18 protein-coding genes are annotated in these 21,396 nt (G+C 70.3%); 8 read left to right on the top strand and 10 right to left on the bottom strand.

What is annotated here, in order from left to right; translation table 11 throughout:
* Positions 1-23: 23 nt before the first annotated feature.
* The 5 genes from B5M43_RS11980 to lepA all read right to left on the bottom strand — a co-directional run bounded on the left by B5M43_RS11980 (position 24) and on the right by lepA (position 5,739).
* A complete protein-coding gene (locus B5M43_RS11980) occupies positions 24-950 on the bottom strand; it encodes a hypothetical protein (protein WP_134747036.1) in 927 nt (308 codons plus the stop codon).
* 8 nt (positions 951-958) lie between these two features.
* Entirely contained in the window at positions 959-1,864 is a 906-nt protein-coding gene (locus B5M43_RS11975) for a hypothetical protein (RefSeq protein ID WP_134747034.1), read from the bottom strand.
* 83 nt (positions 1,865-1,947) lie between these two features.
* Positions 1,948-3,165: a radical SAM family heme chaperone HemW gene (hemW, locus tag B5M43_RS11970; protein ID WP_134747032.1), complete on the bottom strand. Its 1,218-nt coding sequence runs from the start codon at positions 3,163-3,165 to the stop codon at positions 1,948-1,950.
* Positions 3,166-3,178: 13 nt separating this feature from the next.
* Positions 3,179-3,835, bottom strand: a complete 657-nt coding sequence (locus B5M43_RS11965; RefSeq protein ID WP_055988826.1) for a DUF1990 family protein — start codon at positions 3,833-3,835, stop codon at positions 3,179-3,181.
* Positions 3,836-3,891: 56 nt separating this feature from the next.
* Positions 3,892-5,739, bottom strand: a complete 1,848-nt coding sequence (gene lepA, locus B5M43_RS11960) for a translation elongation factor 4 (protein WP_055988827.1) — start codon at positions 5,737-5,739, stop codon at positions 3,892-3,894.
* Positions 5,740-5,987: 248 nt separating this feature from the next.
* On the opposite strand from lepA, the gene B5M43_RS11955 reads away from it, so the two are divergent.
* The 6 genes from B5M43_RS11955 (at position 5,988) to rpsT (ending at position 13,016) form a co-directional block, all read left to right on the top strand.
* Positions 5,988-6,971: an ABC transporter permease gene (locus tag B5M43_RS11955; protein ID WP_055988828.1), complete on the top strand. Its 984-nt coding sequence runs from the start codon at positions 5,988-5,990 to the stop codon at positions 6,969-6,971.
* 2 nt (positions 6,972-6,973) lie between these two features.
* On the top strand, positions 6,974-7,915 hold the full coding sequence (locus B5M43_RS11950) for an ABC transporter permease (protein WP_230668026.1): 942 nt from the start codon (positions 6,974-6,976) through the stop codon (positions 7,913-7,915).
* Positions 7,912-9,990 (top strand): ABC transporter ATP-binding protein, encoded by a 2,079-nt coding sequence (locus B5M43_RS11945; RefSeq protein WP_134747030.1) that lies wholly within the window; start codon positions 7,912-7,914, stop codon positions 9,988-9,990. Before B5M43_RS11950 ends, B5M43_RS11945 begins: the two co-directional genes overlap by 4 nt.
* A 101-nt stretch (positions 9,991-10,091) precedes the next feature.
* A complete protein-coding gene (locus tag B5M43_RS11940) occupies positions 10,092-11,804 on the top strand; it encodes an ABC transporter family substrate-binding protein (protein WP_134747028.1) in 1,713 nt (570 codons plus the stop codon).
* 93 nt (positions 11,805-11,897) lie between these two features.
* The gene (locus B5M43_RS11935) at positions 11,898-12,638 is read left to right on the top strand and encodes an alpha/beta fold hydrolase (protein WP_230668023.1); all 741 of its coding nucleotides are present in this window, start codon (positions 11,898-11,900) and stop codon (positions 12,636-12,638) included.
* A gap of 117 nt (positions 12,639-12,755) precedes the next feature.
* On the top strand, positions 12,756-13,016 hold the full coding sequence (rpsT, locus tag B5M43_RS11930; protein WP_055988833.1) for a 30S ribosomal protein S20: 261 nt from the start codon (positions 12,756-12,758) through the stop codon (positions 13,014-13,016).
* A gap of 49 nt (positions 13,017-13,065) precedes the next feature.
* Here rpsT and holA read toward each other — a convergent pair whose 3' ends face one another.
* The 3 genes from holA to B5M43_RS11915 all read right to left on the bottom strand — a co-directional run bounded on the left by holA (position 13,066) and on the right by B5M43_RS11915 (position 17,703).
* A complete protein-coding gene (gene holA / locus B5M43_RS11925) occupies positions 13,066-14,109 on the bottom strand; it encodes a DNA polymerase III subunit delta (protein ID WP_134747277.1) in 1,044 nt (347 codons plus the stop codon).
* 38 nt (positions 14,110-14,147) lie between these two features.
* The gene (locus B5M43_RS11920) at positions 14,148-16,529 is read right to left on the bottom strand and encodes a ComEC/Rec2 family competence protein (RefSeq protein ID WP_230668019.1); all 2,382 of its coding nucleotides are present in this window, start codon (positions 16,527-16,529) and stop codon (positions 14,148-14,150) included.
* Between the two features lie 403 nt (positions 16,530-16,932).
* Complete coding sequence (locus B5M43_RS11915; RefSeq protein ID WP_134747244.1) at positions 16,933-17,703, bottom strand: IclR family transcriptional regulator; 771 nt, start codon at positions 17,701-17,703, stop codon at positions 16,933-16,935.
* Positions 17,704-17,844: 141 nt separating this feature from the next.
* On the opposite strand from B5M43_RS11915, the gene B5M43_RS11910 reads away from it, so the two are divergent.
* Both B5M43_RS11910 and B5M43_RS11905 read left to right on the top strand, forming a co-directional pair.
* Complete coding sequence (locus B5M43_RS11910; RefSeq protein ID WP_308068434.1) at positions 17,845-18,705, top strand: aspartate/glutamate racemase family protein; 861 nt, start codon at positions 17,845-17,847, stop codon at positions 18,703-18,705.
* Between the two features lie 8 nt (positions 18,706-18,713).
* Positions 18,714-20,093, top strand: a complete 1,380-nt coding sequence (locus B5M43_RS11905) for an SLC13 family permease (protein ID WP_134747247.1) — start codon at positions 18,714-18,716, stop codon at positions 20,091-20,093.
* 51 nt (positions 20,094-20,144) lie between these two features.
* Here the strand turns inward: B5M43_RS11905 and B5M43_RS11900 are convergent, their stop codons facing one another.
* Both B5M43_RS11900 and B5M43_RS11895 read right to left on the bottom strand, forming a co-directional pair.
* Positions 20,145-20,666, bottom strand: coding sequence for a flavin reductase family protein (locus B5M43_RS11900; RefSeq protein ID WP_374198167.1), 522 nt, complete (start codon positions 20,664-20,666; stop codon positions 20,145-20,147).
* Positions 20,667-20,878: 212 nt separating this feature from the next.
* Positions 20,879-21,396 (bottom strand): IS3 family transposase (locus B5M43_RS11895; protein ID WP_230668013.1); only part of this gene is annotated, 518 nt, incomplete at its 5' end.

Genomic DNA, 21,396 nt, shown 5'->3' with positions numbered 1-21,396 from the left:
ATACCGTCCTGCGGGAGAAACGCCTACTCGCCGCGGGCCCACACGGTGGCCGCGATCACGTGCACGCCGCTGCCCGCCTCGGTCGGGCGGACCTCCAGGAGCGCGCGGCGCTGCTGATCCGTCAGGTCGACGCAGACGTAGGTGGTCTCGTCCGCCGGGATGGGCAGCGGCTGGCCCTGGGTGTAGTCCGTGGCCGCCTCGCAGGCCTCGAAGGTCGGGTCGGGCACGACGGCCAGCCGGGCGGAGAAGTACCCCACCGCGTTCAGGAAGCCCGAGCTGTGGAACTCACCGGAGAACGACAGATCGGCACCGGTCACGTCCACGGCCGCGTCCACGCTCCGTCCGGCGTCCAGATCGTACGAGAGACCTCCGTACGCCTCGAACTCATACGCGGCGAACACCTCGTGCTCGATCACGGGAGGGCCCGTGGTCGCCGCGGGCGTCGGCTCCGGCGCGGGCTCCTCGCGCGTGAGCCACCAGATCAGCGCCGCGCCCGCCGCGAGCAGCGCCGCCGCCACGACGACGATCCACCACGGGAACCGGCGGCGGGCTCGCTCGGGCACGGTGAAAGCCACGGTGGGGCCGGACACCACCTGATCCGGCGACTCCTCCAGGGCCGCGCCGATCGCGAAGGTCCCGGCCCCGGCAGGCGCGTCATCCGGGACGGCCACGGTCACGTCGACCGTCGTGGTCCCGGCGGTCGGCAGCGCCCGCTCGGCCTCCCCGACGATCGAGAACCAGCGCTCCTCCGTGCCGGCCCCGGCGCGCACGATCAGACGCGCCTTCACGGGGCGCCCCGTGACGTTCGACACGGTGAAGGATCCCGTTCCGCGCCGGGCGGCGTCGATCGCCACCTGCGTCGGACCCGCGACCGAGAACGGCGGCGCGGATGACGGCGCGGGCCCGTCGGGGCCGAAGTCTCCCGGTCCCGGAGTCGGAGCATCGGACATTCCGCTCCTCACTCCCACACCGTGACCGCGATCTCGCGCGGCTCGCCGGCGCCCGTCGGTCCCACCTCGAGCACGGCGGCGTGGCCGCCGGTCGTGAACGTGCACACGTAGCTGGTCGGCCAGCCGTCCTGGATCTCGACGGAGTCCCGGAGCATCACGTCGCGGCACAGGTCGAATCGCGGCTCCCCGATGAACTCGACGCCGCGCATCGGCCCGTAGACGAACGTGGGGTGAGAGAAGGCGAGGAACGAGAAGTCGTTGTCGGTGAGCAGGATGTCCGGCTCGCCGTCCTCGTCGAGGTCGGCGTACACCGGCGTGGTGTCCTGCACCACGGTCGTCTGGAGGATCACGGCCGGCCCGGTCGGCACGGGCGTCGGGGTCGGGGTCTCGCTCGGGCTCGGGGTCGGCGAGGGGCCGGGACCGACGGCCTCCGGGCGCGTCAGCATCCAGATCAGGATGCCGCCGCCCGCGAGCACGACGAGCGCCACCGCCGCGACGATCACGATCCACCAGGGGAAGCGCCGCCTGCCTGCCGGTGCGACGGCGAGCGCGACCGTGGGCCCCGGCACCACCTGATCGGGCGACTCCTCGAGCGCGACGCCGAGCGTGAACGCGCGGGCGCCCTCGGGGGCGTCCGCCGGCACGGCCACGTCGACGTCGACCGTGGTGGTGCCGGCCAGCGGCAGGGAGCGCTCCGCGTCGCCCGCGATCGTGAACCAGCCCGCGGCCGCGTCGGGCCCGGGCGTCACGATCAGGCGGGCCCGGACGGGACGTCCCGACACGTTCGAGACCGTGAACGAGGCCCTGCCGCGGCGTCCGCCGTCGAGGGCCAGCTGCGTGGGACCCGCCACGACGAACGGGGGCGTCGCGCCGGCCGCGGGGGCGGTGGGGCCGAAGCCGTCGTCGGGCGTCATGGTGTCCCCCTTCGCGGCGGCATGGCCGCCGCCGCCTCTGCAGAAGGGAGCCGCGGCCGCACCGCGTGATACACCCGGGCGCTTCAGGCGGTCAGCGCGCGCACGACGGCGTCCGCCAGGAGGCGCCCCTGGAGCGTCAGGACGACACGCCCCCGCACGGCCGCCGCTCCGTCGACCAGGCCGTCGGCTACCAGGCCGGCGACGGCCCGCCGCGCGTCGTCTCCGAGCGCCGCGATCGGGAGCCCCTCGCGGATGCGGCTCTCGAGCAGCACGCGCTCGAGCGCGCGGGCGTCGGCGTCCGGCGTCTCGCGTCCCGCCGCGGGCGACTCGCCGAGCGCGAGGCGCTGCGCGTAGGCGGCGGGGTGCTTCACGTTCCACCACCGCAGGCCGCCGACATGGCTGTGGGCGCCGGGACCGAAGCCCCACCAGTCGGTGCCACGCCAGTAGGCGAGGTTGTGACGGGAGCGGTGCTCCTCGCCGCGCGACCAGTTGCTGATCTCGTACCACTCGAAGCCGGCGGCGGCGAGCCGCGCATCCGCCAGCTCGTACATGTCGGCCTGCAGGTCGTCGTCGGGCGCCGGGACCTCGCCGCGCCGGATCTGGCGCGCCAGCTTGGTGCCGTCCTCGATGATCAGGGCGTACGCCGAGAGGTGATCGGACTCGAGGGCGAGCGCCGCGTCGAGCGAGGCCTCCCAGTCGGCGAGCGACTCGCCGGGCGCGCCGTAGATCAGGTCGACGCTCACGTCGAGGCCGGCCTCGCGTGCCGCGTCCACCGCCGTGCGGACGTTGGACGGCGTGTGGGTGCGATCGAGCGCGGCGAGGACGTGCGGCACGGCGGACTGCATGCCGACGGACATCCGGGTCACGCCTGCGTCGGCGAGCTCCCGGGCGACATCCGGCGTGACCGTGTCGGGATTCGCCTCCACCGTCACCTCCGCGTCCTCCGCGATCCCGAACGCGTCGCGCACGCCGTCGAGCATTCGGGCGAGGTCGCCGGCGGGAAGCAGCGTGGGCGTGCCGCCGCCGAAGAACACCGTGCGCGCGGGCCGCAGCCCGCCCGCCTCGAGGAGCACGTCGCGGCTCAGCGCGACCTCGCGCAGCAGCGTGTCGGCGTACTCGTCCTGGCGGGCGCCGCGCAGCTCGCCCGACGTGTAGGTGTTGAAGTCGCAGTACCCGCACCGCACGCGGCAGAACGGCACGTGCAGGTAGACACCGAAGTCGGTCTGCGGATCGACCCGGATTCCCTCGGGAAGGCGCCCGTCGGCGGGAGCCGGGTCGCCGACCGGCAGCGGACCGGCCATCAGGATCGGCCCATCAGGAGCCGGGCGTGGCGAACAGCGGCGAGATGGCGCGGAGGTACCCCGCGAACAGCACGCGGCGGCGACGGCGCACGAACCCGCGGAACATCCGGTAGAGCAGACCCACGGGGCGGTCGAACGCCTTGACCGTGAACCACACCTCGTCGTTGTCGCGCCACTCGATCATGAACGACTCCTCGCCGCTGACCATCGAGCCGCCGACCGTGCCGAGCGCGAACCCGATGCGGCGCGGCTCCTCGATCACGAAGATGACCCGCAGCTCGGCGTCGGCGCGCATGCCCTCGACCCGTCCGTGCACGCGCAGCGTGGTGCCCGGTCCGGCCCACGGCGTGCCTTCGGCGTCGTAGCGCTGGTCGGCCTCGAGCTTCGAGGGCGTCACGGGGTTGCCCTCGCCGTCGAAGCTGACGCCGGAGTACGCGGGGCCGGGCGCCGGGCGGACGTCCGTGACCTTCAGGCCCGCCCCCTTGAGCGCGCCCCATGACAGCAGCGCCTCGCCGGCGGTGCGGAAGCGGTCCTCGCCGCTGCCGATGCGCCACGAATCGGCCGCCGGGATGCTGTGCTCCGGCGGGTACTGCAGCAGGTCCTGCGCCTGCGTGGCGCCGACCGCCGCATAGTCGACCGTCTCGTCGTCCTGGAACGTTCCGCGACGCATGCGGGTCAGCCTACTTCCTTCGCCTGGGTCCCCCTGGGGAACCGGTGCCCTTCGGCTTACTTGGCCTTGGTCTCGACGTCGCCCGAGAGCGCCGCGATGAAGGCCTCCTGGGGGACCTCCACGCGTCCGACCATCTTCATGCGCTTCTTGCCCTCCTTCTGCTTCTCGAGGAGCTTGCGCTTGCGGCTGATGTCGCCGCCGTAGCACTTGGCGAGCACGTCCTTGCGCATGGCGCGGATGTTCTCGCGGGCGATCACGCGCGCGCCGATGGCGGCCTGGATGGGGACCTCGAACTGCTGACGCGGGATGAGCTTGCGCAGCCGCTCCGTCATGGTCGTGCCGTAGGAGTAGGCCTTCTCGCGGTGCACGATCGCGCTGAACGCGTCGACGCGGTCGCCCTGCAGGAGGATGTCGACCTTCACGAGGTCGGCCTCCTGGCGGCCGGCGGGCTCGTAGTCGAAGCTCGCGTAGCCCTGCGTGCGCGACTTCAGCTGGTCGAAGAAGTCGAAGACGATCTCGCCGAGCGGCATCGTGTACTTCAGCTCGACGCGCTCCTCGGACAGGTAGTCCATGCCGAGCATGGTGCCGCGGCGCGACTGGCAGAGATCCATGACCGTGCCGACGTAGTCCTTGGGCGTCAGGATCGACGCGCGCACGATGGGCTCCGACACCGAGCCGATCTTGCCGTCGGGGTACTCGCTCGGGTTGGTCACGACGATCGTCTCGCCGGTCTCGGTCGTGACCTCGTAGATCACACTGGGCGCGGTCGTGATGAGGTCGAGCCCGAACTCGCGCGACAGGCGCTCCGTGACGATCTCGAGGTGCAGCAGGCCGAGGAAGCCGCAGCGGAAGCCGAAGCCCAGCGCGACCGACGTCTCCGGCTCGTACGCGAGCGAGGCGTCCGACAGCTTCAGCTTGTCGAGCGCGTCGCGCAGGTCCGGGTAGTCGCTCGCGTCGATCGGGTACAGGCCCGAGTAGACCATCGGCTTGGGGTCCACGTAGCCGGCCAGCGCCTGGGTCGCGGGGTTCCGCGCCGTGGTCACGGTGTCGCCGACCTTGGACTGGCGCACGTCCTTCACGCCCGTGATCAGGTAGCCCACCTCGCCGACGCCGAGGCCCTTGGACGGGACCGGCTCCGGCGCGGACACGCCGATCTCCAGGAGCTCGTGCGTCGCCCTGGTCGACATCATCTGGATGCGCTCACGCGGAGTGAGCGTGCCGTCGATCATTCGGACGTAGGTGACGACGCCCCGGTAGGCGTCGTAGACCGAGTCGAAGATCATCGCGCGGGCCGGCGCGTCGGCGTCGCCCTTCGGCGCGGGGATCTCGGCGACCAGGCGGTCCAGCAGCTCCTCCACGCCCTGTCCCGTCTTGCCCGACACGCGCAGCACGTCCTCGGGACGGCCGCCGATCAGGTCGGCCAGCTCCTTCGCGAAGCGCTCCGGGTCGGCCGCCGGGAGGTCGATCTTGTTGAGCACGGGGATGATCGTGAGGTCGTTCTCGAGCGCCAGATACAGGTTCGCGAGCGTCTGGGCCTCGATGCCCTGCGCGGCGTCGACCAGCAGGATCGCGCCCTCGCACGCGGCGAGCGAGCGCGACACCTCGTACGTGAAGTCCACGTGCCCGGGGGTGTCGATCATGTTCAGCGCGAACGTCTGACCGTCCTGCTCCCACGGCATGCGCACGGCCTGCGACTTGATCGTGATGCCGCGCTCGCGCTCGATGTCCATCCGGTCGAGGTACTGCGCGCGCATGTCGCGGTCGGCGACCACGCCGGTGATCTGCAGCATGCGGTCGGCCAGCGTGGACTTGCCGTGGTCGATGTGGGCGATGATGCAGAAATTGCGGATGCGCTCGGGGGGCGTCGCGGCAGGCTCGAGCGGCGTAGAGGCACGGGGTGACATGTCCGTTCGATTCTACGGTGCGCGGCCCGCTCCGCCCGCCGCGCGCGGGAGCGCTCACATCGTGCGGCTTGCTTCCGTGCGCTCGCGCGTGCACTATGCAGGTTGCGCGGTCGTCACCCGCACGTTGCGCGCTTTTCACGACGAGAGCACAGATCGGTAACGCTTTTCGCCCATCCGCGTCTCGTCATGGTGATACTGCGGGCCGAGGGTAGAGTCGCCGACAACGTCGTCAGAAAGAGTTCCACGCCTTGATCCGATTCCTGCTGCGCCGCACTGCGGGCTGGCTGTTGATGATCGTGGCGGTGACCAATCTCACGTATTTCCTGGCCTGGGGTTACCTGGACCCCCGCGCGAACTACGTCGGCCGCCGTCCGCCCCTGTCCGAGCAGGAGATCGTGAATCTCCTCGAGCCGCGCAACCTGAGCGACACCGTGCCGCTCGTGACGCGCTGGTGGAACTGGATCAGCGGCATCGTGCTGCGCTGGGACTGGGGCGTGAGCCCGGTCGGGCAGTCGGTCAACGAGCAGGTCGCGTACCGCATGTGGGTCTCGGCGGAGCTGATGCTCGGCGCGACCATCCTCCTCACGCTGCTCGGCGTCGGCCTCGGCGTGTACACGGCGTCGCGGCAGTACAAGACGGCCGACCGCGTGTGGCAGGGCATCTCGATCGTGACCATGAACATCCCCGTCGTGGTCGCCGCGCTCGGCATCGTTCTGCTGGCGATCGCGCTGAACAACGCGGTCGGCGAGCGCATCTTCTTCGTCACCGGCGCTTCATCACCGGGCGTCGAGGGCCTCTTCCCCGTGCTCGTCGACAAGCTGCAGCACCTCGTGTTGCCGACCCTGTCGCTCGTCCTGATCGGCTACGCCACGTACCACTTCCTGCAGCGCTCGCTGCTGCTGGACAACATCAAGACCGACTACGTGCGGATGGCGCGCGCCAAGGGCCTCACGAAGCAGCAGGCGATCCGCCGCCACGCGCTGCGGACGTCGCTCATCCCCGTCGCCACGCAGGTGGCCTTCTCCATCCCCGGCATCTTCACGGGCGCGATCCTCACCGAGCGGATCTTCGCCTGGGAGGGCATGGGCAAGTACTTCCTCGACACGATCACGCTGAACGACATCCACGGCGTCGTCGCGATCGCGGCGTTCAGCGCCGTGCTCACGGCGATCGGCGCCGTGCTCGCCGACATCGCCGTCGTGATCCTGGACCCCCGAGTGCGGGTGAGCTGAACATGAGCATCGCAGACCAGCTGATCGATCCGCTCGAGCACGGCGACAACCCGCCGCCCTCCGAGCCCGAGCTGCGCGCCGGCCGCAAGCGCATGTCGAAGTGGGAGCTCTACTCCCGCCGCTTCGCGCGCAACCGCCCCGCGCTCGCGGGCCTGGCCATCTTCGCGCTGCTCGTCGTCTTCGCCGTGTTGGGACCGCTGTTCCAGAAGTACGACCACATCGAGCTGGACTTCCTGGCGCTCAGCGACCCGCCGAACGCGGACCACTGGTTCGGCACCAACAACGCCGGCAACGACCTTTATGCGATGGTCGTCGTCGGCCTGCAGCGGTCGCTCATGATCGCGGTCGTGGTCTCGACCGGGTCGACGATCATCTCGGCGGTCGTGGGCGCCGCCGCCGCGTACTTCGGCGGATGGATCGAGAAGGTCAGCCTGTTCGTCATCCACTTCCTGATGCTGACGCCGACGTTCCTGCTGCTGTCGATGATCTCGAACGACTCGGGCGGCGACTGGCGCGTGATCGCCCTCGTGCTGATCTTCGTCAGCTGGTTCTTCGCGGCCCGCACGATCTGGACCCTGTCGCTGTCGCTGCGCGAGCGCGAGTACATCCACGCCGCGCGCTACATGGGCGTGCCCGGCATCACGATCGTGCTGCGCCACATGCTGCCCAACATCGGCTCGCTGCTCGTGATCAACTTCACGCTCGGCGTCGTGAACGCCGTCGTGGCCGAGACCGGCCTGTCGTTCATCGGCTTCGGCGTCAAGCTGCCCGACGTGTCGCTCGGCTCGCTCATCGGCATCGGCGCCAGCACGGTGTCGAGCGCGCCGTGGCTGTTCTACTTCCCCGCCGCCGTCCTCACGCTGCTGACCGTCTCGATGGCGCTCGTCGCCGACGGCCTGCGCGACGCCCTCGACCCGACCTCGGCGGCGGGAGGCCGCGCATGAGCCCCGCCACCAGCCCCGTCCTCTCCGTCCGCGACCTCACCGTCAGCTTCGCCTCCGAGGCCGGCCGGGTCGACGCCGTGCGCGGCGTCTCGTTCGACCTCATGCCCGGGCGCACGCTCGGCATCGTGGGCGAGTCGGGCTCGGGCAAGTCGGTCACCTCTCTCGCGGTCATGGGCCTGCTCGACGACAACGCCCGCATCGGCGGATCCATCGTGTTCGACGGCCAGGAGCTGCTGGGCCGCACGGACGCCCAGCTGTCGAAGCTGCGCGGCAACGGCATCGCGATGATCTTCCAGGACCCGCTGACGTCGCTCACCCCGGTGTTCACGATCGGCGACCAGATCATCGAGGCGCTCACGGTCCACAACGGCCGGATGTCGCGTCAGGCCGCGACCGAGCGCGCGATCGAGCTGCTGCGCCTCGTGGGCATCCCGAACCCCGAGAAGCGGCTCAAGTCGTTCCCGCACGAGTTCTCGGGCGGCATGCGCCAGCGCGTCGTGATCGCGATCGCGATGGCCAACGATCCGAAGCTGATCATCGCGGACGAGCCGACCACCGCGCTCGACGTGACGATCCAGGCGCAGATCCTCGAGCTGATCAAGACCGCGCAGCGCGAGACCGGCGCGGCCGTGATCATGATCACGCACGACATGGGCGTCGTCGCGAACATCGCGGACGACGTGCTCGTGATGTACGCGGGCAAGCCGATCGAGCAGGCGCCGGTCGACGAGCTGTTCGGCGACACGCGCATGCCGTACTCGATCGGCCTGCTGGGCGCGATCCCGCGCGTAGACAAGGCCGAGAAGCAGCCGCTGGTGCCGATCAAGGGCAACCCTCCCCTGCTGATCGATCTGCCGGACGCGTGCCCGTTCGCCGACCGCTGCCCCATCGTCGTCGACGCGTGCCGCCGCAAGGAGCCCGAGCTGCTGCCGGTCCGGGGCAAGGCCGACCACCGCGCGGCCTGCATCCGCGCCGAGGAGATCCGCAGCGGCCGGATCGACGGCGCGCCCGTCTACCCCGTGCCGGTCATCCCGACCTCCGACCTGGTGCGCACCCCGCGCGAGGAGCGGCCCGTCACGCTGCAGGTCGAGAACCTCACGAAGACGTTCCCGCTCACCAAGGGCGCGTTCCTGAAGCGCAAGATCGGCGAGGTGCACGCCGTCAAGGGCGTCACGTTCGACGTGCGCGAGGGCGAGACCATGGCGATCGTGGGCGAGTCCGGCTCGGGCAAGACCACGACCCTGCTGCAGATCATGGACTTCGTCCCGCAGGACGACGGCGACATCCGGATCGTGGGCACGAGCGTCGGCGACGTGAAGGGCGGCCGCGACGAGCGGCGCCTGCGCCGCGACATCCAGATCGTGTTCCAGGACCCGATGGGCGCGCTCGACCCCCGCATGACGGTGTTCGACATCATCGCCGAGCCGCTGCGCACGATCCGCGAGCCGCGGGAGCGCGTCGAGGCGCGCGTCGACGAGCTCATGGACCTCGTGGGCCTCAACCCGGCGCACAGCGACCGCTTCCCGACCGCGTTCTCGGGCGGCCAGCGCCAGCGCATCGGCATCGCGCGCGCCCTGGCGACCAACCCGAAGGTGGTCGTGCTCGACGAGCCCGTCTCGGCGCTCGACGTGTCGATCCAGGCGGGCGTCATCAATCTCCTCGACGAGCTCAAGGTCAAGCTGGGGCTCTCGTACCTGTTCGTCGCGCACGACCTCTCGGTCGTGCGTCACATCGCCGACCGCGTGGCGGTGATGTACCTCGGAAGCTTCGTCGAGCACGGCGACGTGGACGAGGTGTTCGACAATCCGCAGCATCCGTACACGCAGGCGCTGCTGTCGGCGATCCCCGTGCCCGATCCAGTGAAGGAACGGACCCGTGAGCGCATCGTGCTCTCGGGGGATCTCCCCAGCCCGACCGAGAAGCCCAAGGGCTGCCCGTTCGTGAGCCGGTGCCCGCTGTACAAGACGCTCGGTGACGCGGAGCGCTCCCGCTGCGAGTCGGAGACCCCGGCTCTCACGGGGCGCGCCACAGCAGACGGGCAGCCCGTCCACGTGAACGCCTGTCATTACCGCTGATGTCCGACGGCCGGCGGCCCTCGGCCGCCGACTCACGCAATCCAACTGAACAGTCCCCACCATCCCACGGGCGCCCACCAGGCGCCGAAAGGAGCACCAAGATGAAGCTGCAGCACAAGCTGCTGGGCGTGGTCGCCGCAGGCGGCGCGCTCGCTCTCACCCTCGCCGGCTGCGCCGGCGGCGGCAACGGCGGAGGCACGACCGAGGAGACGCCGGCCGAGACGATCGAGGGCGCGGACTACAACCCGCAGCCCCGCGAGAACCTCGAGCAGGGCGGCGAGGTCGTCTTCCCCATCACCGAGATCACGCCGCAGATGAACGTGAACCACTCGGACGGCTCGGTCGACACCGCGACCATCTGGGAGTGGTACAACCCGCAGACGATCCTGATGTCGCCGGAGGGCGAGGCGTCGGCCAACCCGAACTACCTCACGGGCTGGGAGGCCGAGGAGGTCGACGGCAAGACGGTCGTCACCTTCACGATCAACCCCGAGGCGACCTTCAACGACGGCACGCCGTTCACGTGGGAGTCGTACAAGGTCACGTGGGAGGCGAACCGCTCGAGCGAAGAGGGCTACAACCCGAACTCGACCGACGGCTACTCGCTGATCGAGTCGGTCGAGCAGGGCGAGGACGAGTTCCAGGCCGTGGTCACCTTCTCGCAGGTGTACCCCTGGTGGCAGGGCCTGTTCTGGCACCCGCTGCACCCGGCCGTGAACAGCCCGGAGATCTTCAACGAGGGCTACCTCGAGGAGCCGAACGCCGACTGGGGCGCCGGCCCGTACAAGATCGACGAGTTCGACAAGAACGGCGGCACCATCTCGTTCGTGCCGAACGAGAACTGGTGGGGCGACGAGCCGCTGCTCGACAAGGTCACGTTCCGCGTGCTCGAGCCGGTCGCGGCGGTCAACGCCTTCCAGAACGGCGAGATCGACTACGTCGACAACCTGTCGGCCGACAACCTCGAGCAGCTCAAGGACGTCGAGGGCGCCGTCACGTACCGCGCCCAGCGCACCGCGACGAACCTGCTCCAGATCAACGCCGAGCGCCCGCAGTTCGCCGACCTCGAGGTCCGCGAGGCCATGTTCAAGGCGATCGACCGCGAGCAGATCAAGCAGGTCATGTGGGACGGCCTCGGCTACACCGAGGAGCCCGTCGGCTCGCTCAACCTGTTCCCGTTCCAGGAGGGCTACGTCGACGCCCTGTCCGAGGCGGGCTGGGAGTTCAACGTCGAGGACGCGAACGCGATCCTCGACGAGGCCGGCTGGACGCTGAACGGCGACGTCCGCGAGAAGGACGGCGTCGCGCTCGAGGGTCGCCTCCCGATCTTCGGCGACGACCCGCTCACGCAGGCGCGCGCCCAGGTCGTCCAGACGCAGCTCGCCGAGATCGGCGTCAAGATCGAGATCGACGCCCGCCCCGCGAGCGACTTCTCGACCGTCCTGACGACGAAGGACTGGGACCTCGTGATGCTGGGCTTCTCGTCGAGCGACCCGTACGGCGTGGCCTACATGTGCCAGCTGTACTGCTCGGACAGCGGCCTGAACCTGTCGGCCACCGGCACGCCGGAGATCGACGAGCGCATCAAGAACGAGGTGTCGGCTCTGCCCACGGCCGAGGAGCAGACCGAGGCCGGTCTGAAGCTCGAGGCCGAGATCATCGCCGAGACCTGGGGCATCCTGCCGCTGTACATGGGTCCGTGGATCTCGATGGCGACCGAGGGTCTCGCGAACCTCACGCCCGAGACCTACACGGGTCTGGACCTCTTCGGCCTGCAGCCGGTCGAGAACGTCGGCTGGGAGAAGTCGGAGTGATCCGTCGCTGATCTGACGATCGGCGCGTCGGGGTCGGTGGCTCAGCCACCGGCCCCGACGTCGTTCGCGGGCCGCCCCGGTAGCGTGGGCGGCATGGCTGTGCAGGTCGTGCTCGTCCACGGGATCCGGACGTCCGCGACCATGTGGCGCGCGCAGGTGGCTCACCTCGAAGGCCGAGGCGTCTCCGCCCACGCGATCGATCTGCCGGGCCACGGCACGCGGATGTCCGAGACGTTCACGCTCGAGGGCGCATTCTCGGCGATCGACGCCGCGGTGCGCTCGGCCGCCGCCGCCGGGCCCGTGCTGCTCGTGGGCCACTCGATGGGCGGTCTCCTCGCCACCGAGTACGTCGGGGCCGAGGATCCGCCGCCGGTGGCGGGACTGGTCGCGGTATCGAGCACGTCCATCCCCCGCGGCCTCGGGCTGCGCGCGTACCGCACGCTCATGGGCGGCTTCAACGCGCTGCCGGGTCGCGGCGTGGTCTTCACGAAGGCGATGCTGCACGCCACCCTGCCGGACGAGACCCGCCGCGACTTCGGCGCCGGCGGGTACGCCTTCGGGGCGCAGGACGCGGCCCTCCGCAGCCTCTCGGTCCTGGACCTGATGGCCGCGCTGCGACGCATCCGGGTGCCCGTGTGGTTCGTGAACGGGCAGTGGGATCAGCTGCGGCTGCACGAGAGGCGGTTCGCGGCCGCGGTGCCCGGGGCGGAGCTGATCGTCGTGCCGCGCACGACCCACCTCGTCACGGCCATGCGACCGGACGTGTTCAACGCCGTGCTCGACCTGGCGATCGCCGTGATCGAGAGCCGCGAACGCCGGGAGGATGCGCGCTGACCTGGTAGAGTAGGTCCTTGGCTTGCGTGTGGGTCCCACCCCGCACCCGTCGTGCGACGCCCCTCTACCGTCAAGCGACATCGTCCGAACAACCTCTGAACGAAAGTCCTCTGACACGTGGCAAACATCAAGTCGCAGATCAAGCGCAACAAGACCAACGAGAAGGCCCGCGAGCGCAACAAGGCCGTCAAGAGCGAGCTGAAGTCGGTCGTCCGCCGCACCCGCGAGGCCATCGCCGCCGGCGACAAGGCCGCCGCCGAGGCCGCCCTGCTCAAGGCCGCCAAGAAGCTCGACAAGGCCGCCAGCAAGGGCGTCATCCACAAGAACCAGGCCGCCAACCGCAAGTCGGCGATCGCCAAGAAGGTCGCCGCTCTCTGAGCCGCCCCTTCTGAAGAGAGCCCGTCCCCGTCGGGGGCGGGCTCTTCTCTTACTCTCCGAAGGGGCGGCGGGTCGCGATGACCGCGACCATGCGCTCGAGCGCGAACACCGGGTCGCGCGAGGCGCCCTTGACCTCGGCGTCCGCACGCGCGGCGGCCTGGATCGCGAGGCCGAGCGTCGACTGCGTCCAGCCGGCCTGCAGGTCGCGACGCGCGCGATCCACCTGCCAGTCCTTCATCCCCAGCCGCGCGGCCAGCGCACGGGCGGGCTCGCGGGATCCCGCGACCTTCGCCATGGTGCGCAGCTTCATCGCGAACGCGGCCACGATCGGCACGGGGTCGGCGCCCGACGCCAGCGCGTGGCGCAGGCCGATGAGCGCCTCGCCGTAGCGGCCCGCGATCGCCGTGTCGGCCACCGCGAACGCGTTGGTCTCGACGCGGCCGCCGTAATAGCGGGTGACGACGTCCTCGCCGATGTCGCCGTCGACGTCCGAGATCAGCTGCTGGCAGGCCGCCGCGAGCTCGGTGAGGTCGTCGCTGAAGGCAGACAGCAGTGCCTGCAGCGCCCGGGGCGCGATGCGTCGACCCGCGGCCTTGAACTCGCCGGCGGCGAAATCATGACGCTCGGCGTCGCGCTTGATCGCGGGGCACGGCACCTCGACTCCCCCACCGACACCCGCGCGGATCGCGTCGAGCAGCTTCTTGCCGCGCACGCTGGCGCCCGTGTGGCGCAGCACGACGGTCGCGCCCTCCTGCGGCTGGTCGATATAGGCCAGCGCCTCGGTCAGGAACGCATCCGAGCACTTCTCCACGCCCGACACGCGCACGAGGCGCGGCTCGCCGAACAGCGAGGGCGCAGACACGGCCAGCAACGTGCCCGCCGTGTAGTCGTCGGCCCGGATGTCGCTGATCTCGACGGCCGGATCCTCGGCCTTCAGGTAGTCGCGCACGCCTGCGATCGCGCGCTCGGCGCAGACCTCCTCGGGGCCGGACACCAGCACGATCGGAGCCGGGCGCGGCGCACGCCACGACAGCTGCGGGATCAAGGACTTCGCACCGCGCGCCGGGGACTTCGAAGCGGGTGCGGGTGCCATGACCTCAGCCTACCGGCGGGCGCAGACACCGCCCGCGCTCACGGCGGCCGCTCGCGCCAGACGGTCACGCCGTCCGGCGAGGGCGAGACGAGCACGAGGCCGGATCGATCCGTGCGCGCGACGGAGGCTCCGAGCGCCGCGAGCGTGGTGAGGATCTCCTCGCGCGGGTGACCGTAGTCGTTGTCCGCGCCGACCGTGACGAGGGCGACCGACGGGCCGATCTCGCCGTAGAGCTCGGGCAGCTGGTCGGCGCTGCCGTGGTGGGCGACCTTCACCACGGGGTACGGTCCCGCGAGCAGTCCGGTCCCGAGGAGCGCCGCCTGCGCGGAGGCGGACAGGTCGCCGAGGAGGATCGACCGCGGCACGTCGGGGCCCGCGATCTCGATCACCACGCTCGCGTCGTTGCCCGCGGGGAACGCCGCGGACGCGGCCCGCGGCCACAGCACGCGCCATCGCGCGGAGCCGAGCATCCCCGTCGCGCCCGCCGCGACCTGGATCCGCTGCGCCGCGCCCAGCTCGTCGAGCGCGCGCGCATCCGCCGCTTCGCCGAGCGGGCCGTGCAGCACCGTGCCGACCCGGTCGCGCAGCGCCGCGGCACCGCCCGCGTGGTCGACGTCGAAGTGCGTGAGCACGAGCAGGTCGACGCGGGCGACCCCGAGCCTGGCGAGGCAGGAGCTCAGCGGCTCGGGCTCGGGACCCGTGTCGATCACGGCGACGGATCCCGCGGAGCGCACCACGAGCGCGTCGCCCTGACCGACGTCGCAGGCGGCGATCGCCCAGTCGCGCGGGGCGGCGAGCGGCCCGGCGACGCCCGTCAGGGCGGTCGCGCCGACCGCAGCCCCCGTGCCGAGCGCCAATCCCGCCGCCCCGACGCGACGGGCCCACACGTCCCACGCGCCGATGCGCCCTGCGCGCGCGATCAGGACGCCCGCGGTCGCTCCGGCCAGAGCGAGGAGGACGGCGCCGCCCAGCCCGGGCGGCCACAGCACGCGCGCTCCGGGCAGGGCCGACACCGTCTGCGCCGTCGCGGCGATCCACGCGGACGGCACCCACGCCACGGCGGCGAGGCCGTCCGCGAGCACCGGCAGCGGCGCGGCCAGGCACGCCGCGAGCCCGGCGATCGTCACGAGCGGCGCCGCCGGCGCGGCCAGGAGGTTCGCGACGACGCCGTACGCGGGAACCTCCGGCGCCAGCAGGACGAGCACGGGCCCGCACGCGAGCTGGGCCGCGAGCGGCACGCTGAGCGCGAGCGCGAGCGGCGAGGGCATCCAGCGGGAGAGCCCCGCCGCAAGCGGCCGGGCGAGGAGGAGGAGCGAGCCCGTCGCGACCACCGACAGCACGAATCCGTACGACGCCGACAGCCACGGATCGGCGATCACCAGCACGGTCGTCGCCAGGGCGAGCACCGAGACCCCCGCGCCCACCCGTCCCAGCACGAGCGCGAGCAGCGCGATCGACGCCATGGTGGCCGCGCGGACGACGCTGGGCTCCGGCGTCACGAGCACCACGAACCCCGCCAGCGCCGCCAGCGCGACGGCCACGCGCACGCCGCGCGCGGCGCCGAGCAGCGCGGCGGCGCCGAAGGCGATCCCGACGACGAGCGCGCAGTTGGCCCCCGACACGGCGGTGAGGTGGCTCAGCGACGCCGCCTTCATCGCCGCATCCAGGTCTTCGGACACCGCGCGCGTGTCCCCCACCGCGAGGCCGGGCAGCAGCATCGCGCCCGGCGCAGGAAGGGCGGAGGCCCGCTCCACCAGTCCGTCCCGCAGCTCCGCGGCGAGATCGAGCCCGGCCGGCGGGGTCGAGGTCACCTGCACCTCGCGTGCGAACACGACCAGCGCCGCGCGCTCCCCCGCGTCACCCGGCTGCGCGCTGCCCCGCGCCACCACCGTCGAACCGAGATCCAGCCCGGCACCGCTCACGGCGTCCTGCGGGACGCTGACGGTCACCGGCACCGCGCCGAGCAGAGAGTCCGCGCCCCGCCGCACCGCCGCGGCCTCGGCGTCGAACCACAGCGCATCGCCGTGGCGCTCCACCTTCGAGGCGACCACGACCTCGACCTCGATGGCGCGGCCGCCGCCGGTCGCGAAAGCGACGGCCGCCTCGCGCACCGGATGGGCAAGCGCCACGTGCCCCGATACGGCACCCGCGGCGGCACACGCCAGAACGGCCACCGCGCACGCGGTGCGCGCCCCGACCCACCGCCACGCGAGCACGCCGCCCAGGGCGAGAAGCCACGCGGCGATCGACACCGCACCGGCCGAGGCCGGGACCGCGACCGCCCACAGGGCCACCGCCCACGCGGCGATCGCGACCGGCACCATCCGCATGTCGCGCGCGCCCACTCGGTCGACGGCATGGACGACGCGGCGCGACCGCGGCTCGATCCGCTCGACGGGATGCCCCTCGATGACCGACACGGGCCCACGCTAGGGAGGCAGAGCGTCGCGCCGGAGCGACGCCTGCCCTCTCGTGGAGCACCCGCGGCACCGCACCGCCTGGGGACGAGCGACCGGCCCGCGGCGGTCAGCTCATGGCGCGCTGCGCGACCTCCGGAAGGTCGCTGATAGACTGATTCCACGCCTGACCAGGCAAAAACAGCATAATCGAGCGGATTTCGCTAGGGCACTGCGGCTCATTCCCAAGCAGACAGCGCGGGTTCGATTCCCGTCAGCCCCTCCATTCGTCGCCGCAACGAACTCACCAGGACTCGTGATCACGGTCAGCGCTACCTGCTCCGGGGAGCGCCGTATGCGTCGCGACGAGTGGCGCACGAGGGTCAAGAGAGTCTGGAGATCTGACCCAGAACGGCGCATTGTCTGATCAGGCAGCGTGCCCCAATCGCCTGCTGGCCTCTCCTGCTGCCTCCGCGACCAGCGGGCCGAGACGCTGCACGTCGTCGGGATGGACTCGCTGCGTGGGAAACCCCAGGCCGATTACACCTGCCAGCCTGCCTACGTGATCGAAGACCGGTGCGCTGATGGATCCGACGTCTTCGTGACGCTCACCGAACGCCGCGTAGTAACCCTGACTACGGGCCACGGATGACTGCGCCTGCAGCTGCTGCAAGCTGTCGGGCGTTACGGCGGTGAACTTTGTCAGCGTCGCATCATCTAGCGCCTCCCATGCTTCAGGGTCATAGGCCAGGAAGATCTTGCCGGGGGCTCCAGCATGGATGGGCATGACCTGGCCCACCATGAAGGGACGCATGACCACGTGGCGTGTCTCCGCCACGGCCACCACGGTGCGGAATGACCCATCCCGGATGTACAGGCAGGCGGTCTCACCGGTCTCATCGCGCAACCCCTGCAGCACGGGACGAATAAGGCGCACGACGTCCAGTCCGACGGTGCCCGGCGTCGCCCATCGGACGAGACCGATCCCGATGCGGTACCGGTCTCCGTCGCGGTCCAGGAAGCCCTCGCGCACCATGTTCTGGACCAGCCGCTGGCAGGTGCTCGAGGGTAGGCCCGTCTTCTGGATGAGCCGCTGGAGGGTGGGCTCCGGCTCCTCGACCGAGAAGCAGTTGAGAATCTCCGCCACCTTGTGCAGCACCAGAATCGGCGCTGCCGCAGAGGGCTGTTTGTCTGCCAATGTTCCCTCTCGCTGACACCTACGTGCGGGCGCCCCCAAGCCTAGCCACTTACCGATGGCGCTCGACGACCACCCTTCGCGCACCTCGAGACGTTGACACGCCCGGAATCAATCCCACATACTGATCCCCGATCCCACGAAGTGGGTTCTGCATCGCACCGCCGATCCAATGGAGTATCTGTGACCCTCTCTGACATCACGTGTGAAACCGCCCCCGAGCCCGGGTCCGCCCGAACGACCCGAGTAGGTCTCATCGTTCCCAGTTCCAACACCACGATGGAAACCGAACTCCCCGAACTCTTCCGCCGCCAGTCGGAAGCGACAGGGCAGCGCTACACCTTCCACTCCGCCCGGGCGGCACTGAAGCAGGTCAATCGCGAAGAACTGTTGGCCATGGTGGGCAAGGCCGGCGACTGCGCCCGCGCCGTCTCGGATGCCGACGTCGACGTCATCGCCTACGCCTGCCTAGTGGCCGTGATGGCGCAGGGGCCCAACGCCCACACGGGCTCGGAGGAGGTCATCGCCTCTGCCGCGCGCGAGAACGGCCACCCGGCGGAGGTCACCAGCAGCGCCGGTGCCCTGGTGCGGACCCTGCAGGCGATGGGCGCACGCAGAGTCGCGATGGTGGCGCCGTACATGCTGCCCCTGACCCAGATGGTGCGGGAGTACATCGAGGGGGCGGGCATCGAAGTGCTCGACGCGATCAGCCTCGAGGTCGACGACAACCTCGCCGTGGGCGCGCTCGACCCGCAGAAGCTGCCGGAGATCGCGCGCAAGCTTAAGCGAGAGGGCGCCGACGCCATCGTCCTCTCGGCGTGCGTACAGATGCCGTCGCTCCCGGCCGTTCAGGCCGTCGAGGACGAGCTCGGCCTCCCCGTCATCACCGCGGCCACGGCCACGACCTACGAGATCCTCAAGGCGCTCGGGCACACCCCGGCGATCGAGGGTGCAGGCGGGTTGCTGTCCGGGGCTTACGCTCCGGCGAGCGTCGCCCGCGGATAGGCGCAACGATGTCTGTCTCCCTCATCGCATTCCTGATCCTCATCGCCGCTTTCGCGCTGGGATCGTTCACGCGCATCAACGCCGGACTGGCCGCGACCATCGCGGCGTTCGGCGTGGGCACCTTCGTCGCGGGCATGCCCATTAAGGACGTCATCGCGCAGTTCCCCTCGGGGCTGTTCTTCATCCTTGTCGGGGCCACGCTGCTGTTCGGCATCGTGCGCGTCACCGGCACCATCGACCTGCTGGCCTACTGGGCCGAGCGTCTGGCCGGAGAACGCCGAGTCCTCGTACCGGTGCTCATGTTCCTGCTCACTGCGGCACTGGCGTCCGCCGGAGCTTTCACGCCCGCGGCCATCGCCATCGTCGCGCCGGTGGCTCTCGCCCTCGGAACGCGGTTCGGGATCAGCACCCTCGCCATGGGACTGGTCATCGTCCAGGGCGCCAACGCGGGCGCATTCTCTCCGGTCAACCCGTTCGGCGTGCTCGCGAACGTGATGCTCGACGATGCCGGGGCCGGAACTGAAGACACCCTGAAGCTCTACATCTACTGCTTCGTCTTCAACGCGATCCTGGCGGTGATCGCCTATGCCGTGATCCAGGCGATCATGAACCGACGCAAGGGGACCAACGGCCCCGGTGCATCGACCGACCCCACCGGCACGCGAGCGGCGGACGCCGTGGCGGGCCGCGCAGCAGGGGCCGGGGGCAGCGGCGCGGTGACCGGCGTCCTCACCGCCCGGAGGACCAAGGTCGCGCCGGCCGCGCTCACGGACGGTCCCGTCAAGGTCGAGGTCACCCCGATGCGCTTGCTGACGCTGGCGGGCCTGGTCGCCCTGCTCGTGCTCACCACCGTCTTCGGGCTGGATGTCGGCGTCGCTTCGCTGGTCATCGCGGTCGCGCTGATCTGTGTGAAGCCCGGCGTCCAGAAGCCGGCCGTGGAGGGGATGCCGTGGTCGGCGATCCTGCTGGTGACCGGCATCGTCACCTACGTGGGGATGCTCGAGGCGATGGGTGCGCTCGAGGAGCTGCAGGCCGGTATCGCGAGCCTCGGCAACAGCTCCGTCGCCGCGCTCATCACGAGCTACGTGGTCGGCATCGTCTCGGCGTTCGCCTCGACCACCGGCACTCTGGGCGTCATTAGCCCGATCGTCACACCGATCGCGACCGATCCCCTACTGAGCCCGATCGGTGTCGTGACCGCCATCGCGATCAGCTCCTCGGTCGTGGATGTGAGCCCGATGTCCACGAGCGGCGCCCTGTTGATGGCGAGCGCGCAGCCTAAGGATGAGCGGCTCTTCTTCCGGGCGCTACTGCTGTGGGCGATAGCGATGATCGGCATCGTCCCGCTTCTGGTGTGGTTCGTGTTCGTGCACCTCGGGATCGGCTAGTCCAAAGCCCGCGAGAGGCGGCCGGGGCGTTCCCCGGCCGCCTCTCGTCATTCATTCATACGCCCCGTCCGCCTCGCGTCTGAAATGACCCGGCCAGTCAGCTGCGCGGATGCGCTTTATCTCGCGGATAGCCCCAATGGTTCCCCATTCGTCGCGCCCCAGCCGCGCGAGAGGTTCCAGCAGGCCAATTTGCGGATGCGATGTGTCGAGCGCGTCCGAGAACACCGCAGCATGCACGATCTCGCCGAAAACCAGGTAGCAATCACCCATGGGCAGGATCTGGTGAAGCCTGCACTCCAGAGCCACTGGAGATTCCCTCACCCGCGGCGGTGTCACGACGGCGCTCGGCTCCCGAGTCAGTCCCACCGCGTCGAACTCGCTGATATCAGGAGCAAAGTCCGTACCCGTCGCGTTGACCTCTTCGAGTAGCCACGCAGGAGCGAGATTCACGACGAATTCTCTGCGCGCCCGGATATTGCGCAATGAGTCCTTCTCACCGACCGAGGTGAACTGGACGATCGGGGGCCGCACCGAGGCGACCGTGTAGAAGGAGTGCGGCGCGAGGTTGTCCACGCCCTCCTCAGAGGTGCTGGAGACCCACGCGATCGGTCGGGGGACCACGACTGCCGTCAACAGGCGATAGAAGTCGCGCGACGAAGTCGCGCGGGGATCGAAATTCGTACGAATGATAAGCCCCCTTGCTCGACTGTGCCGGTGCCAGGCGTCGGCCGTTACGACCCTAGCGGGGTGGCGGGCGTGAAGCAGGAATCGGTGACAGATTCGGTTTAGGCCGCGAGGGATTGCGGCTCGGTTAGCTTGGCTTCGAACTCGATCGGCGTCAACCCGCCGAGGGTGTCCTGTGCTCGTTGGCGGTGATACTTCCGCTCGATCCAGACGACGATCGCGAGGCGCAGTTCCTGCCGAGTGGCCCACCGCTGCTGGTTGAGAACGTTCGTCTGTACCAGTGACCAGAAGCTCTCCATGGCCGCGTTGTCGCCGGCGGCGCCGACTCGTCCCATCGATCCGACCATGTCGTGACGGCGTAACTCGCGGACCATCGCGCGGCTGCGAAACTGGCTGCCCCTATCGGCGTGCAGGATGCAGCCGGCGACCTCACCGCGGCGGGCGACGGCGTTTCGGACGGCGTCGACGGCGAGCTTCGAGGTCATCCGGTCGCTGATCGAGTAGCCGACGATGCGGTTCGAGAACACGTCCTTGATCGCGCAGCAGTAAAGCTTGCCTTCGCTCGTCCAATGCTCCGTGATGTCGGTGAGCCAGAGCCGGTTCGGTGCGTCCGCACGGA

Source organism: Microbacterium sp. MEC084, from assembly GCF_004514465.2.
Taxonomy (GTDB): domain Bacteria; phylum Actinomycetota; class Actinomycetes; order Actinomycetales; family Microbacteriaceae; genus Microbacterium.
The sequence above is the reverse complement of the archived record's forward strand: the minus strand, read 5'-3'. Positions and strand labels throughout refer to the sequence as shown.

Coding starts and splice junctions, on each gene's coding strand:
- B5M43_RS11940 (WP_134747028.1), top strand. CDS start 10,092: ATGAAGCTGCAGCACAAGCTGCTGGGCGTGGTCGCCGCAGGCGGCGCG.
- B5M43_RS11945 (WP_134747030.1), top strand. CDS start 7,912: ATGAGCCCCGCCACCAGCCCCGTCCTCTCCGTCCGCGACCTCACCGTC.
- lepA (WP_055988827.1), bottom strand. CDS start 5,739: ATGTCACCCCGTGCCTCTACGCCGCTCGAGCCTGCCGCGACGCCCCCC.
- B5M43_RS11935 (WP_230668023.1), top strand. CDS start 11,898: ATGGCTGTGCAGGTCGTGCTCGTCCACGGGATCCGGACGTCCGCGACC.
- holA (WP_134747277.1), bottom strand. CDS start 14,109: ATGGCACCCGCACCCGCTTCGAAGTCCCCGGCGCGCGGTGCGAAGTCC.
- hemW (WP_134747032.1), bottom strand. CDS start 3,165: ATGGCCGGTCCGCTGCCGGTCGGCGACCCGGCTCCCGCCGACGGGCGC.
- B5M43_RS11905 (WP_134747247.1), top strand. CDS start 18,714: ATGTCTGTCTCCCTCATCGCATTCCTGATCCTCATCGCCGCTTTCGCG.
- B5M43_RS11950 (WP_230668026.1), top strand. CDS start 6,974: ATGAGCATCGCAGACCAGCTGATCGATCCGCTCGAGCACGGCGACAAC.
- B5M43_RS11965 (WP_055988826.1), bottom strand. CDS start 3,835: ATGCGTCGCGGAACGTTCCAGGACGACGAGACGGTCGACTATGCGGCG.
- B5M43_RS11975 (WP_134747034.1), bottom strand. CDS start 1,864: ATGACGCCCGACGACGGCTTCGGCCCCACCGCCCCCGCGGCCGGCGCG.
- B5M43_RS11980 (WP_134747036.1), bottom strand. CDS start 950: ATGTCCGATGCTCCGACTCCGGGACCGGGAGACTTCGGCCCCGACGGG.